Origin of the sequence: Colwellia sp. MB3u-55 (assembly GCF_014076785.1) — a bacterium.
GTDB lineage: Bacteria > Pseudomonadota > Gammaproteobacteria > Enterobacterales > Alteromonadaceae > Colwellia_A.
Genome location: NZ_JACGUS010000122.1, coordinates 615,238 through 630,399, shown reverse-complemented (window position 1 = coordinate 630,399; position 15,162 = coordinate 615,238). Strand labels below are relative to the sequence as shown.

Here is a 15,162-nt window from a genome sequence, read left to right as displayed (position 1 = left end):
TGCATTCGCTTTAAACTTAAAGGTTTTTTATAACTTTATGATTTCACATAAACTTTCCGTTGCACCCATGCTCGATTGGACTGATCGCCATTGCCGTTACTTCTATCGTGTTATGTCAAAGCACACCGTGCTATACACCGAAATGGTGACTACTGGCGCAATTATATTTGGTAAAGGTGATTATTTATCCTTTAACAAAGAAGAGCATCCTGTTGTACTGCAATTGGGGGGAAGTGATGTTAAAGCCATGACAGAGTGTGCGAAAATGGCTGAACAGTATGGTTATGATGAAATTAACATTAATGTTGGCTGTCCATCTGATCGTGTGCAAAATGGTCGCTTTGGTGCTTGTTTAATGGCTGAACCTTCTTTGGTCGCTGACTGTGTCAATGAGATGCAAGCGGCAGCCAATATTCCGGTTACCGTTAAATCGCGTATCGGTATTGATGACCATGACAGTTATGAGTTTTTACATAATTTTGTTGATGTGGTCTCTCAAGCTGACTGTAAACATTTTATTATTCACGCACGTAAAGCTTGGTTAAGCGGTTTAAGCCCTAAGCAAAATAGGGAAGTTCCCCCCCTTGATTATGGTCGTGTTTATCAAATCAAAAAAGACTTTCCACAGTTACAAATTTCAATTAATGGCGGTATTAAAAGCTATGATGAGGCGAATGAGCATTTAACTCATATTGATGGTGTGATGATAGGCCGTGAAATTTATCAAAACCCATATATGTTAGTTGAAGCAGACAACGCGATTTATCAAACAAACACGGAGATTCTTTCTCGTGAGCAAATCGTTGCCGAGATGGCGCGCTATATTGATATTCATATTGCCAACGGCGGGCGTGCTTGGCATGTTGTTCGCCATATGCTTGGACTCTGCAATGGTTTAGCGGGTGCTAGGCAGTTTCGTCGTTATTTAAGTGAGCAATGCAGTGGTAATACAGTTACCAGCCAAGTTCTTTTTGATGCGTTCGCACAAGTGACCCTTCCTGCAGGCGAGTAATTTTCTGTTTTGTGTACCGATTTTGGGAAATTGTATCCCTAAATCGGAATACTATTTATCTTGCCGTTTAGCGATAAAGATAATGTTATCGCTATAATTATTAATAATTGGCTTTTTTGACCACTTTTCTTTTATTTAGTCTTAAGTTTTATTTTTATGATAAAAGCATAGATTAATTAATCCTATAAAATTCAATTGCTTAATTTTTTTTTGATCTCTGGCACAACCTTTGTAATAGATATTACGACTTAACTATTATAAAACTCGGAGAAAAACATGAAAACATTATTGATCACCACATTAACTACCGCTTTATTATCTTTTAACAGTTTTGCAGACAACACCACAGACATCAAAACTATCGCTAATCTGATGGTTAAAACAGGCATTGAACAACTTAATACAAAATTAACGAGTAGCGTAAAAGATAAAGTTCAGCCAGATATCACGATGTCAGCTTTAGCCAACAACAAATATTCCCAAATTTTAGTGGCTAAGCTTAGTAACAAAAAGGGTACTCAACAAAAGAATACCGCTAAAGCAGCGGATGAGTAAGGAATTGATTATGCCTAGCTTAGAGCTAATTTTTACGTTATTGATGTTACCTGCTGTATTTTTATTGGCAGCGTCTTTAGTGGTAAGCCTAGTAGAAAATAACCGTGAACAATCATCAGCCGAAAAACAAGCAGCAAGCTAAATGCAGGGAATTTGTTGTACCCTGCCAATTTATATTGTTTTTTCGACTGTACAACAATCGATTTATTCGTTATTTTTTAAGCCTTATTCAAAAATGAATGACGCTAACTATGCCTTCGACTTTTCAGCAAATAATATCGTGCCGTCAGCTGCATGATTTGCTTTTTTCTCCACTCCATTTGACCGGAGACTCTGCAAAATCATTATCAAATATAATACTGCTTGATGCGAGTATCCCACCCGTTGGTAATATGCGCTCGCCAGAAAAAAAATGGCCAGACTTTACGCTGCCTTATGCCAAACGATTTGATTTAAATAAAAACTTTTCTGATTTATCAAATCCACTTCCCCATACGATGCCAAGTGCTGAACATTTTCAGCAGCAAGCGCGTGCGTTAGGGGCAATGACAGACAGTCAAATTGTTGTTTACGATGACCAAGGCTTATTTTCTGCAGCGCGTGCTTGGTATATGTTTAGAGCAATGGGACATGAAAATGTTGCTGTACTTGATGGCGGCTTACCCGCTTGGTTGGTATCAGGGTATCGTGTTTCATCAGCGACATCTTCCGTTACTAGCCGTGGTAACTTTATCGCCACATTTTGTAAAGAATACTTTTATAGCAGCCAAAATATAGAGCATAACTTTAACTCTCAAGAATACCTTATTGTTGATGCTAGGGCTAAAGAACGCTTTGAGGGCAACGTTGCTGAGCCACGCGAAGGTATTCGTAGCGGTCATATTCCCTCTTCTGTGAATTTACCCTTTAGTGATTTATCGCATGATGGCTGCTTGCTCGCCAAAAATATTTTAAAAGAAAAATTTAACGCTATTAATAACGAAAATAAACCAATGGTGATGAGCTGTGGCTCTGGGGTAACCGCCTGTGTTTTAGCGTTAACCGCCGAAATGTGCGGTTATAAGCACGTAAAAGTTTATGACGGCTCATGGAGTGAGTGGGGCGCAGGTGATTATTTTCCGGTAGTGGTTACTCAATAATTCAACGCTCATCTTAATAAAATCCCACCATGTTATGGGTATAGTCAAATTAACTAATTAATTTGTGAATTTGACTATATTTTCGTCTGACATATTATGTCCCCTTTCTTTCTGTAATCGATGTCTTTATAAAATCCCTTAATAAACAGTGATTTAATTTGTTTTGCTGAGTTGGCATGTCACTTGTAATAGAAAACACAGTAGCAAGTTAAGCATTAACACTTTGATTAATACTTAATGAGTCATTAAATTAAAATACTAATAGCAGCGCATTTGCGTAGGAGAATGGATTATGGGCATGTTTTCACGTTTTACTGATATTATTAACGCTAACTTAAACAATATGTTAGATAAAGCTGAAGATCCTGAGAAAATGGTTAAATTGATCATTCAGGAAATGGAAGAAACCTTGGTTGAAGTACGCTCTACTGCAGCAAAAAATATAGCAGAAAAGAAAACCTTAATGCGTAAAATAGCATCACTAGAAGCCAGTATTAATAATTGGCAAGAAAAAGCCGCATTAGCCATTAATAAAGGGCGTGATGATCTTGCGAAGTCTGCGCTCCATGAAAAGCAAAAATGTTCAGTACAAGTCAATGAATTCCATGATGACTTAGCGCAACTAGAGATTTTTTTGAGTGCAGTACAAGAAGACGGTCAACGTTTACAAGAAAAACTTCAAGAAGCTAAACGTAAGCAAGACGCTTTTGCATTGCGCCAAGAGTCAGTTGAAGTACGTTTAAAAGTGCGTGAAAGAGCGATTGTCTACAACATAGATGAAGCCATCAATAAATTTGAACGCTACCAACAAAAAATTGACCGAGTAGAAGCTGAATTAGAGTCTTATGACTTTACCGAGAATAAAGATCTCGCCAGCCAGTTTCGTGATTTAGAAACAGATGAATCTATTGAACAAGAATTAGCCGATTTAAAAAAGCAAGTTGTAAATGGCTAAGTGACAAAAAATTAGGGGGCATTACATGATACATCACAGTAGTTATTTCATAATGATCATGTGTCTTGCTCCCGTATTAACTTTTTTTACAAAACAGCGGTTAGAATTAAGGAATAAATAATGAGCTATCAACGTGAGTATTCAGTGAAAAAAACTTTAACAAAAGATGTTGCCCATAAAAAATTATCAGGCGTTTGTGCGGGCATCGCAAAATATTATGACTTACCAAGAATAGCTGTTCGTATTGCCGCTATTGGTGCTTTGCTTATATTTCCGTTAGCTAGCGGTGTTGCTTATGTGGTCGCGGCGATACTATTACCCACAAAGCATTAATGGGCAGTATTAACTTAAAGCGATAGCGAGTAAATAATATTTACCGATAGCTGTGCGTAAAACTAAGTAAGCAGGAGGAATTATGTCATTTTTTAAATCATTAACATTAGCAATTTTTGCAACCTTATTTTTAACCTATGCATTAGGAATAAGTTTTATAGAAATGTTTAATGTCGACCTTCATGTTGGTGATGAACTCATTGATCCTTTAAAAGCGATTAGTGTTTCAGCAATTATTATGGTTATTCTTGTCATGGTGGCATTTGCAATTGTTATGAGTGTGTTTGGTTCATTAATTTTTATCGGTATGATGATTTTTGGTGCGGCGGCCTTGGTGATGATTGGTATATTTTGGCCCGTTATTTTTATTGCTGTTGTTATTTGGTTAATGGCAGGGGACAAAAAACAAATCGCCTAAAGATGAAACCCCCGCAAATTTTGGCTGACTATTTCATCTTTAAGCTTTATTTTTTTAAAAAAATTGCGCTAAAATATTTTTACATTGCTGCGTTTTTACTAAACGTTTAAATTCTTTAGCTTCGTTATCAATGACCTGTTGCATAGTCAATTGAGCATGTTGTTTCATCAATTTTCTACTGGTCATGAGAGAATCATGAGGTAATTTAGCAATAGTATTAGCAATATCGCTACCTATTTTTAGTAAATCTTCCGGTATGCATATTTGATTAATAAGACCGTAATCTAGTGCTTGTTCGGCAGTAAATTGCTTGCCAAGTACTAAAAGTTCAAACGCTTTGTTATGACCAATACGCAGGGGTAACAACAGGCTAGAGCCAGCTTCAGGAGATAGACCTAACTGAGTAAAGGGTAATTTAAATTTACTATTGTTTGCCGCTATGACCATGTCGCAATGTAACAACAAGGTAGTGCCAATACCTATTGCCGGGCCAGCAAGTGCGGCAATAAGAGGTTTATCAAATATTGTTAGTGCTTGTACAAAATCTAATGCTAATAATTCATTATCTTGTGAGCATTATAAAAAGTCATCCCAATCATTACCTGCACAAAAACAGTTTTCATCGCCTTGAATAAGCACACAGTGGATAGTTGAATTTTCGCTCGCATATTTTAGAGCAGCACATAAGTCGATATACATACTTTGATTAAGTGCATTTTTTTTATGTTTACGGTTAAGAGTCACGGTGAAAACATGATTGTTTTCTTGGCTAATAATTAAGTTATCCATTTTGCTCCAGCTTAGTTACAATGTTAAGGCAATAAAAATAATCTGTCTAAAAAAGGAAGTATAGCGAGAAATGAATAAAATATGTTTTATAGCCATTGTATTATCTTTTACATTACTCAGTAACAATAGCGACGTTTTTGCTGTTGAACACGATAGTAATATTATTATTGACGGGCCTTATGTGAGAGCTAGCATACCTGGAACCAGTATAACTTCAGCTTATATGTCGATTGAAAATAAAAATGATGAGGCACTAATTTTAACAGGAGTCAGTGGCTTGTTTTCCGATAGAATTGAAATTCATCAACACACCATGAGTGATGGTATGATGATGATGCGACAAGTTGAACAATTGACAATCGAAGGGAATAATAAAGTGGTATTGCAGCCTATGGGCTATCACTTAATGATATTTAACGTTAAAAAAGCCTTGTTACCTGAAGAGGAACTTTCATTAACATTGCACTTTAAGCAGCAAAAGGATCTTGTCGTAACCATTCCAGTGCGAAGTATTAAACAAGAAAAACCAGCTAAAAAACAACACCATTAGGAGCTCAACATGACGACTAATTTTTCAGGCAAAACTTTTGTCACCCTTTTTTTTGCTATCATCCTCTCAGGCTATTTTCTCGGCGTTTATTGGAGTTTTGAACCTGAACAGCTTGATATTAGAGCTGAAGCAACGAAAGATGCAACGGCAGCTGGTATAAAACCTGTTGTCGGTTACACCACAACAACTGCACTTATTAGAGTAACCGAGACATTATTAAATAAACCTGGCGGTTATCTGTCAAATGATGCTTTGCCACCCTCGGTATTTTTAGACAACATCCCAGCTTGGGAGCTTGGTGCGCTTGAAATGTCGCGTGATATGGCGCTTGTTATGCGTCAAGAGTTTAGCCGCTCTCAGTCACAATCAATAGAAAATAAACACTTAAAAGTTGCTCAGCCTCAATATAATATCGATCACAAAAGTTGGGCGATGCCAAGTGCTGAAAGTGAATACAATAAAGCAATTAACGAATTGTATGCCTATCGCAAAGCGTTAGGTGATGTTAACAGTCAAACAGCGCAATTTTATGCTCGCTCAGATAATTTACGTGACTGGATCCAAGAAGTGAATAAACGTTTGGGTAGCTACTCTCAACGATTAAGTGCGAGTGTTGGCCGTGAACAGCTAAATACCGACTTAGCTGGTGATAGTGTTGCTCAGCAATCAACATCTGCGCAGTCAAGCGTTGTCTTAAAAACCAGCTGGTGGAAAATTGATAATGAATTTTATGAAGCACGTGGTGCGTGTTGGGCGTTACTTCACTTTTTACGCGCCGTAGAAATTGATTTTAATGATGTATTAGAGAAGAAAAATGCTAAGGTAAGTGTACAGCAAATTATTCGAGAATTAGAAGCAAGCCAAGAATCTATATGGAGTCCAATGATCCTTAATGGTGATGGCTTTGGTTTATTAGCTAATCATTCTTTAGTAATGGCAAATTATATTTCTCGTGCTAACGCAGCACTAATCGATTTAAATGACTTATTAAGTCAAGGATAATAAAGGGTTCAACATGAAAAAAACAGCATTAGCAGTACTTGTTACCGGGTTACTTTCAACATCAGCAATGGCTGATACTATTGCCGGACTTTATATTGGTGGCTCAATATGGAGTAATGAAGCAACAGGTACTTTTGGTGAACAAACTGGCTTAGTTGATTTTAATTTAGAAGATAAAGAGCAAGGTTCATTTTATATTGCCCTAGAACATCCGATCCCTTTAATCCCCAATCTAATGATAGCCTCAACAACGTTAGATACTGATGGCGCAACAGTTTTGTCGCAGGATTTTGACTTTTCTGGTAACACATTCGACGCTGGCACCGCTGTCGGTAGCACCTTCGATATTAGTTATATTGACTATACCTTATATTATGAAATTTTTGATAACGGTCTTTTCTCTTTTGATATCGGTTTAACCGGTCGTGATTTTGATGGCGATATAACGGTTGCATCAGCTATTGGTGGTACATCAGTTGAAGGAACATTAGCTGTTACAGAAATCGTACCTATGCTTTATGTTTCAACAATTATCGGCTTACCCGGCACGAGTTTTAATCTTTTTGCCAATGGTAATTTATTATCGATTGACGATCATACTATATACGACTACCAAGTCGGTTTGAGCTACGAGCTTATTGATAACTTAGCGGTTGATGTAAATTTAACACTGGGCTATAAAGCGGTTAAATTTGAACTTGAAGATTTAGATGACTTGTATACAAATATCGAATTTAAAGGTGCTTTTGCAGGTGTTGTTGTGCACTTTTAAGGTTTTAATTGGACTTGTTCCACAAAGCTGAACTTTTTAACAGATAAAGGCGCTAATTATAAAATTAGCGTTTTTTTTGTTGCAAAAATAAGCGTTTATACCACTCTTCTGTTAAAGACCCTCAGTGATGTTATGGTAAATCTAGTATAAATAAATCACTACTATCCAATCAGTTACTTGTTTGAGATATTATATATGTGTACTTATTAGCTACTATTTATTAACAAATAGTAGTTGTTACGCTTTTTTCACAAGTGATTGACTTATGAGCGTTTGTTACATTAACGTAACGTATATTTTACTTTTTTTTTGTATTTTTTAAGCTAAATGATTGCTTTATTGTTACATAAATGTGATAAATTAACATAGAGCCTACGTAGTGGGTTAAAAATAATATGTTTCAGTACCCAATTTATGGGTTAATAATAAAAATATAGTTAGGGAATCGTATGAAATTTAATAAATCAATCATAGCCACATTCGTAGGTGCTGCAATAGTTTCTGCTTCTATGGGAGCTGTAGCTTCAGATACAGGCGCTTTTTTAAATGCACCTGCTCCAGTTGTGTCAAACCAAGTAGCTACTATCAGTGGTATGAGTAATCAATTTGATGCTCAATTAGGTAAAAATACTTTTCAGTGGGCAAGTGCAAAAAATTCTCTCCCAAATATGATGGCAGTTTCTGCAGAGCATCAGAATGCTTTTGCTGCAGATTTTTATTTGAAGCAACTTACCGGTTTATCTGAGTCAAAGCCAAGCCTAGCTGTGCCTATATTAGCGAATATCCATGATATTGGTCGTGGCGCAAAAATTGCTAAATATAAGCAAGAAATTGCAGGTATTGAAGTTTTTAATCGTGAATACAATATCATGATGGATCGCGAATTCAATTTAGTCGCTTCATCGGGTTACTTAGCAAGTGACAAGGCTGTTAAATCATCAAATCTATTGTTGAAAAGTGTCGACTCTGCTTTTGATGACGCCGCTAGTTCTGTTAAAGCCGTGTTTTTGGCGATGGGTGGCGATAGTGCTACGATTAAATTAACAAACAAAAAATCAACTGATAAGTACGAAAAATTTGCTGTCGCTAATACGTCTTCTCAAAAAATAATACTTGGCGAACCACGCGCTAAAAAAGTATTTTTTGAACATAAAAATAAAATTGTTGCTGCTCACTACGTTGAAGTAGAAACAGGCGAAATAGACAGTCGCGAATCAGAGTATTATGGCTATGTTGTTGCTGCTAAAACCGGTGAGGTTTTATTTAAGAATAACTTAACTAGCCATGCAGCTGATTTTAATTATCGCGTTTTTGCCGACGCTGAAGGTAAGCCATGGGATAGCCCTCATGGTGAAGTTATGCCAGCCCCTGAAGGAAGCGACCGAAGTGCGTTTATTACACAAGAATACTTAAATGCAACTATGATAAGCACAAGTCACGGACCTATCAGTACTGGTGATGCTTGGTTAGCTGATGATGCAACTATGACCATGGGTAACAATGTTACCGCTTATGTGGATGCTATTGCACCTCAAGGTTTTAGCAACGGTGATTACATGGCAGAAGTGACCAGTAGTAATACCTTTGATTATAAATATGATGTTTCTGAAGCCGAATATTCAGTTGGAAACCGTAAAGCGGCGATTGTTAACTTATTCTACGTAAATAACTATTTACATGATGACTATTATGATCATGGATTTGATGAGCTTGCTGGTAATGCTCAGACATTAAACTACGGTCGAGGTGGTGAAGAAGGAGATGCATTAAACGTAGAGGTTCAAGATAACTCTGGTTTTAACAATGCAAACATGTCAACACCTGCGGATGGTGGCTCACCACGCATGCAGATGTATCTTTGGGAAACAACACAAGCGGTAAATGGCAATGACTATGGTGCCACCGTTACTTCACATGCAGATATAGGAATGATATCTGTTCTTCAAATCGCTAGTTTTGGTGCAGAAACTTTTGATTTATCAGGTGATTTGGTTCGTCTAGAAGATGCAACTGCTCCAATAAATGATGGTTGTGAAGCGGCCATTAATGGCGCTGACCTTGCTGGTAAAATCGCTGTTATCGATCGTGGCGCTTGTGCATTTACAGATAAAGTTCTTAATGCTCAAGCTGCTGGCGCTATTGCAGTATTTATTGCTAATAACAGTAATGATGGTACACCTGCTCCTATGGGGGGAGGCAACGATGCTGTAACTATTCCTAGCTTTGGTATTAACTTTAGCGATGGCGCAGCAATCTACGCATTATTAGATGCAGATGAAAAAGTATCTGTTGATATGTTCAGAAATGACCTGTCGCGCGTATTCAAAGATAGTACATGGGATAACGCAATTGTTGCTCACGAATGGGGTCACTATATCAGTAACCGTTTAGTGGGTAATAGTTCAGGATTAAGTAGCCAACAAGCACGCTCTATGGGTGAAGGTTTTGGTGATTTTCATGCATTGATGCTTACAACAGACGCTAGTGATAACCTAGTTTTAGGCAATGAAGAATATGATGGTGGTTACGCTGCTATAACGTATGTTGCTAGTTTTGTGGATGGCATCCGCCCTTACCCTTACTCAACAGACACAACAATTAACCCATCTACATTTGGCGATATAGCCCTTTACCCTGATTTAGTGCATTCTCCGGGTTCTATATTTTCTAATATGATTTGGGAATCTTTTATTAGCATGGTTAATGACGAGCGTCATACTTTTGATGAAGCTAAGAACTTAATTAAAGATTATGTAGTAGCTGGTTATAAAATGATGCCAATGGCGCCTACATTCACTGAAGGTCGAGATGCTATATTGTCAGCAGCATATGCAAACGATGTAGAAGATTACAACCTTATGCTTGCAGCATTTGCAAAACGTGGTATGGGATTAGGAGCTAAGTCGCCAAGCCGATTCGCTACTGACCATGCAGGCGCGGTAGAGTCTTATGCAACAACATTAAGTTCATTCTCTGCAAATACTCATATGTTAAATACTAACTATGAAGGACTTACTTCAGGTTACTGTTCTAAAGATAGCGTGCTTGATAAAGGTGAAACTGCAACAGTTAGCTTTACTATTGAAAACCGTGGTAGTGAGACTTATGAAAATATTACCGCACAAATTGAAGTCGTAGGCGATCAAGATGTAACATTTGCAAATGAAGGTGTGGTAACTTTTGATAGTCTAGGTGTAACTGGATCAGCTACAAGTTCACCTATCGAATTTACGTTGAATGATGCAAGTATGGCAGAAGACGTTGAATTCAAAGTTACTTTCCCTGGACTTAAAGCCGATGTTGTTAACGATTATTCGTTTACTACAAAGGTTAATTATGACTTTAAAGATCGCGCACCAGTAGGTTCTTCTACTGTTGATGATATGGAAACATTATCATCACAGCACGACTTTATGGAAAATGTTATGGGTGGTGGTGAAGCTGCTGTCGGTACTGGATATTTAGATACAAGATTTGCCGGTGCTCTTGGTGGCGTTCTAGGACAACAGTATTTATTTATCAATAATAATGGCTTTGAATCAGATGTCGCTTATGAAACAAGAGCATTTAGCGTTGGTTTCGATGGTGATTTTGTTATTAACTGGTTCCATTACTATGACTTCGAAGCTAATTGGGATGGCGGTGTTGTTGAAGTAAGTGTTAACGGTGGTGACTGGGCTGATGTTACTGAGATGGGTGGTACTTTCTTAGGTGATGGTTACAACGGGAATCCGATTTTCACTGAAGCTGGTACAGCATTATCTGAACGTCTGAGCTTTACGGACTTCGCAGCTGGTTATGAAGGCGTATCTTTTGGTGAAGCACTAAATGGTAATGAAGTTAAATTCCGTTTCCGCGCAGTAAGTGATTTTACAGCAAATAACTTAGGTTGGTTGATTGATGGTGTTCAATTTGACAATGTAAATAGCTCGATTTTCAGTGATGTAGTTGCGGGTGATAGTGTTGCTTGTGATAACCGTGCACCGATTGTAACAGCTGTTACTGATGTAGAGCGCATTGTTAGAGAAGGTATCTCTGTTAGCATGAGTGTTGAAGCTACAGATCCTAATGGTGATGCATTAACATACAGCTGGGAACAAACCTCTGGTCCAACAGTGACATTAGCGGGCTCAAACACAGCCGCCATATCTTTCACTTCTCCTAGTATTGAATCTGGTAGTGAAACACTAACATTTGTAGCAAGTGTTAATGATGGTACTGTCGATGCTACCCAGAGTTTCTCTGTAGTGGTTAATGATATGCCTAGTATGGTTCCGGCTAGAAAAAATTCTAGCGGTGGTTCAACTGGCTTATTAGCCTTCTTGCTATTACCTTTAGCGTTATTACGTCGCCGTAAAAAGTAAGTAGTAACAACAAGTAGTAACAACAAGTAAAAATAAAGCTGATTGGTCATTCAATCAGCTTTTTTTATAACTAAATGTTTATCACTTAATTATGACTGTAAATAAAAAGGAAGGAAATATGCATAACCTTAGTGTCATCGCCCTTAGTGTCACTTTTTTAATGGCTTGTTCAGATAAAAGAGAAGTCGTACAACCACTAGAGAAAAAAACCAGCGATAAAGAAGCTGCTTCTTTAAAGTCAAACACATCAGTTGCTACAACTAATGAAACACTTGCACGGGCCACTAGTAGCGGTTTAAGTGAAAGTAATGAAAGTTTAAAAAATAACAACGTTTTTAAAAAACTGACAAATTCAGAAAATAAATACTTAATGCTCAACGAACAGAAATTTGAACTACAAACAGATAAGCTGACTAATGGCGCTAAAGTTGTTAATTTATTAATGTCAGAAACGGGTACGATAAAGGGCACTTTTGTGGTCATTGTTAAAAACTTAGCCAGCTTAACAAGCTATGACAATACCGCAAATATTAATGAAATAGCTAAAAGTACTTATCGATTAACGCCAGAAGAGGGCGTCGAACTCTTAGGTTATTATAAATCACTTTTAGCAGCAAAGCAGTTTGAGCGGGTAGAAATAGAAATAGATTACAGTGGTAAAGTGGGTCGCCCATTAGCAGAAGAGCGCTAAAAGGCGAACAGGTAGAATTAAGACGTTAAGTCTAAGGGTAAACTAGTGCTTGGGCTCATGAATAAAGTGTGCAAGTTTTGGTTCATCAAACTTATACGTTGTTAAACAATATTCACAAGTCATCGATACGCAACCTTGCTCTTCTATAATGCTTATCAATTCGCTTGGTGAAACTTGAGAAATAGCCGTTAAACATTTTTCCTCAGAACAACTGCATTGATAATTAACCGATTGAGGTTCAAATAAACGAACCTCCTCTTGATGATACAAACGATACAATAAGTCTTCAGCGTCTAACGAAAAGATCTCATCTGCTTTTATTGTATTGGTTAGTTGGCACAAGTGTTCAAAATCACTAAGCTGAGTTTCCTTGCTATCACTATCAGGAAGCAGTTGTATCAAGCTACCAGCAACTTGAGTATTGTCAGCATTATTAAATAACCAGATTTTTGTGGGTATTTGTTCAGAAACTTCAAAGTAATGTGCTAAACAATCAGCTAAATTATCTTTATCTAGTGCAACAACTCCTTGGTAAGGTTCGCCTTTTTCAGGACGTATAGTAATAACCATCGTACCTTTACCTATTAGTTCTTTTAAGCCTATACCAGCAGTTGGCTCAGCTAAACGGGCTATGCCACGCATATTTTGTTTATCGTCACCATTAACGGACATATAACTAATGGGGCCATCGCCCTGTAATTGAACGGTAATTTCACCCTCAAACTTTAAAGTAGCAGTAAGCAAGCAAGTGGCGGCAACTAATTCACCTAACAAGGCTTGCACGCCCGGAGGGTATTCATGCAAAGCAATAATTTCTTGATAAGCTTTAGTCAGTTGTACAAGCTCTCCACGAGCATGCTTACCATCAAATAAATAGCGATTTAAAACATCAGTTTTAACAGTCACAGTTAGATCCTTTCTTTAAATTGTATTAATTGTCGACGTTGTTTTTTATCGGGTTTGGTATCACTAGCGGGGCTAAGTAAAGTACCTTGTTTACGTGCTAAGGCATTTTTTTCACGAGTGGTAATACTGTTGGGCGTTTCTTGGTAAAGAGTTTGCGCAAAACTCGCATCTCGACGTTTATCTGCCAGCGCCACAACAATAATTTCTCGTTCTTCATAACTCTGGCGTAAGACAACTTTGTCTCCTAAAGCAACGACTTTACCCGACTTTGTTCGTTGACCATTATAGAACACTTTACCACCATCAATCATTTGTTTGGCAATGGCACGTGTTTTGTAAAAACGAGCAGCCCATAACCACTTATCGAGACGGGTTGAAGTGTTTTCAGTGAGAGGTGAATTATGTTTCATCTACTTACCATCTTCCTATAAATATATGTCGCGGCGAAAATATCATAATTGCTTATAATGTCTAGTCTTTTAACTGAGTCTATCGCTGAACTGGCAATATTAGTTTGCACATAACAGCACAAAATTGTTAATAAATATTTTAATCATCATCTTACCCTTGTTGATAATGTCTAGCTCAAGTACTATCACGGTATAATAATGAAAATTAATTTAAATTTCTATAAAGATAACCATGCAATTACCTTCAAATTTTTCTAGTGTAGTCGACTTCTCTTCACAATTACCTCAGCAAAAAATAGCTAAGGTGATCAGTGCATTTTTGTTAGCTTACATTGCGTATGTTTTTGCACAGCTTACTTGGCTTGTTGCGCCAAGTGGCCAATACCATGCGTCTTCAAATGTTAGCGTAAAAGTAGCAATACAGAACACTGAAAAAGCTGATATCAGTTTAACAAATTTAAAAACATTAAACTTATTTGGCTTATACACAGACAGTATAGATACAATTGAAACGGTTGAAGTGGAAAATGCACCTCAAACACAGTTGCGTTTAACGCTATCAGGGGCAGTAGCAAGTGATGACAAAACTACCTCCGCGGCGGTCATTGAAAATGCTGGTAAGCAAGACACCTATAGTCCGGGTGAAACCATTACCGGAACACGTGCGGTGCTCGATAGTGTTTTTCGTGACCGAGTGCTTTTAAAGCATGCCGGAAAGCTTGAAACATTGATGCTTGATGGATTTGATTACAATGAAAAAACACAACAAAAGGTAGTAAATAAATCGGCAATATCTCCAGCTAAAACTCGAGAATTAAATAGTCGACTAACATCACCTAATGTCATTGATCGAAGAACAAATAAGATGCTGAGTAAAAGTGCAGAGTCATTTAAAGACGAAATTAATACCGACCCAAGTAAAATTACCGATTATTTAAAAATATCGCCAAAACGTAAAAGTGGCAAAATAGTCGGTTACAGATTGTTGCCGGGTAAAAACGCTGATTTTTTTCAAAATTCAGGGCTGAAATCTGGTGATATCGCAATTCAAATGAATGGTTATGATTTAACGGTGCCAAGCGAAGCCGCACAAGCACTTGCTGCATTAAAACAAGATAAAGAAGTATCACTATTAATCGATCGTAATGGTGAATTGAACGAAATATTATTTAGTATCGGTGGTTAATACCTTTACTGACCAAAATTGAGAATTAAGTTATGAAAAATTTTTCCTTGCGCAAGACTCTTCGCGCCCCTTGGTATAAA

Annotated in this window: 15 protein-coding genes and 1 pseudogene; 13 read left to right on the top strand and 3 right to left on the bottom strand. The window is 37.4% G+C overall.

All coding sequences use genetic code 11. The annotated features are described in order from the left end of the window. Positions 1 to 37: 37 nt before the first annotated feature. The 7 genes from dusA to H4J66_RS19020 all read left to right on the top strand — a co-directional run bounded on the left by dusA (position 38) and on the right by H4J66_RS19020 (position 4,412). A complete protein-coding gene (gene dusA, locus H4J66_RS19045) occupies positions 38 to 1,012 on the top strand; it encodes a tRNA dihydrouridine(20/20a) synthase DusA (RefSeq protein ID WP_220463343.1) in 975 nt (324 codons plus the stop codon). A gap of 276 nt (positions 1,013 to 1,288) precedes the next feature. Next, complete coding sequence (locus tag H4J66_RS19040; RefSeq protein ID WP_182176467.1) at positions 1,289 to 1,567, top strand: hypothetical protein; 279 nt, start codon at positions 1,289 to 1,291, stop codon at positions 1,565 to 1,567. 10 nt (positions 1,568 to 1,577) lie between these two features. After that, positions 1,578 to 1,709 (top strand): hypothetical protein, encoded by a 132-nt coding sequence (locus H4J66_RS20535; RefSeq protein WP_259364605.1) that lies wholly within the window; start codon positions 1,578 to 1,580, stop codon positions 1,707 to 1,709. Positions 1,710 to 1,818: 109 nt separating this feature from the next. Further along, positions 1,819 to 2,706, top strand: coding sequence for a sulfurtransferase (locus H4J66_RS19035; RefSeq protein WP_182176466.1), 888 nt, complete (start codon positions 1,819 to 1,821; stop codon positions 2,704 to 2,706). Between the two features lie 292 nt (positions 2,707 to 2,998). Then, on the top strand, positions 2,999 to 3,661 hold the full coding sequence (gene pspA / locus H4J66_RS19030) for a phage shock protein PspA (protein ID WP_182176465.1): 663 nt from the start codon (positions 2,999 to 3,001) through the stop codon (positions 3,659 to 3,661). Between the two features lie 120 nt (positions 3,662 to 3,781). Continuing rightward, positions 3,782 to 3,994: a PspC domain-containing protein gene (locus H4J66_RS19025; RefSeq protein ID WP_182176464.1), complete on the top strand. Its 213-nt coding sequence runs from the start codon at positions 3,782 to 3,784 to the stop codon at positions 3,992 to 3,994. Between the two features lie 82 nt (positions 3,995 to 4,076). Next, the gene (locus tag H4J66_RS19020) at positions 4,077 to 4,412 is read left to right on the top strand and encodes a hypothetical protein (protein ID WP_182176463.1); all 336 of its coding nucleotides are present in this window, start codon (positions 4,077 to 4,079) and stop codon (positions 4,410 to 4,412) included. Positions 4,413 to 4,466: 54 nt separating this feature from the next. Here the strand turns inward: H4J66_RS19020 and H4J66_RS19015 are convergent. After that, positions 4,467 to 5,201: pseudogene (locus H4J66_RS19015) on the bottom strand (enoyl-CoA hydratase/isomerase family protein). Positions 5,202 to 5,271: 70 nt separating this feature from the next. Between H4J66_RS19015 and H4J66_RS19010 the strand changes: the two are divergent. The 5 genes from H4J66_RS19010 to H4J66_RS18990 all read left to right on the top strand — a co-directional run bounded on the left by H4J66_RS19010 (position 5,272) and on the right by H4J66_RS18990 (position 12,580). Further along, positions 5,272 to 5,751, top strand: a complete 480-nt coding sequence (locus tag H4J66_RS19010; protein WP_182176462.1) for a copper chaperone PCu(A)C — start codon at positions 5,272 to 5,274, stop codon at positions 5,749 to 5,751. Positions 5,752 to 5,760: 9 nt separating this feature from the next. Then, positions 5,761 to 6,753, top strand: coding sequence for a DUF2333 family protein (locus H4J66_RS19005; RefSeq protein WP_182176461.1), 993 nt, complete (start codon positions 5,761 to 5,763; stop codon positions 6,751 to 6,753). A 13-nt stretch (positions 6,754 to 6,766) separates the two neighbouring features. Then, a complete protein-coding gene (locus H4J66_RS19000) occupies positions 6,767 to 7,525 on the top strand; it encodes a TIGR04219 family outer membrane beta-barrel protein (protein ID WP_182176460.1) in 759 nt (252 codons plus the stop codon). A 449-nt stretch (positions 7,526 to 7,974) separates the two neighbouring features. After that, the gene (locus tag H4J66_RS18995; protein ID WP_182176459.1) at positions 7,975 to 11,889 is read left to right on the top strand and encodes a rhombosortase-dependent M36 family metallopeptidase; all 3,915 of its coding nucleotides are present in this window, start codon (positions 7,975 to 7,977) and stop codon (positions 11,887 to 11,889) included. Between the two features lie 118 nt (positions 11,890 to 12,007). Continuing rightward, complete coding sequence (locus tag H4J66_RS18990) at positions 12,008 to 12,580, top strand: hypothetical protein (protein ID WP_182176458.1); 573 nt, start codon at positions 12,008 to 12,010, stop codon at positions 12,578 to 12,580. A 42-nt stretch (positions 12,581 to 12,622) separates the two neighbouring features. Here the strand turns inward: H4J66_RS18990 and hslO are convergent, their stop codons facing one another. Then, positions 12,623 to 13,486, bottom strand: a complete 864-nt coding sequence (gene hslO, locus H4J66_RS18985; RefSeq protein ID WP_182176457.1) for an Hsp33 family molecular chaperone HslO — start codon at positions 13,484 to 13,486, stop codon at positions 12,623 to 12,625. A 2-nt stretch (positions 13,487 to 13,488) separates the two neighbouring features. Continuing rightward, positions 13,489 to 13,896, bottom strand: a complete 408-nt coding sequence (gene hslR / locus H4J66_RS18980; protein WP_070374949.1) for a ribosome-associated heat shock protein Hsp15 — start codon at positions 13,894 to 13,896, stop codon at positions 13,489 to 13,491. Positions 13,897 to 14,128: 232 nt separating this feature from the next. On the opposite strand from hslR, the gene gspC reads away from it, so the two are divergent. Further along, positions 14,129 to 15,082 (top strand): type II secretion system protein GspC, encoded by a 954-nt coding sequence (gene gspC, locus H4J66_RS18975; protein WP_182176456.1) that lies wholly within the window; start codon positions 14,129 to 14,131, stop codon positions 15,080 to 15,082. Positions 15,083 to 15,162 lie beyond the last annotated feature (80 nt).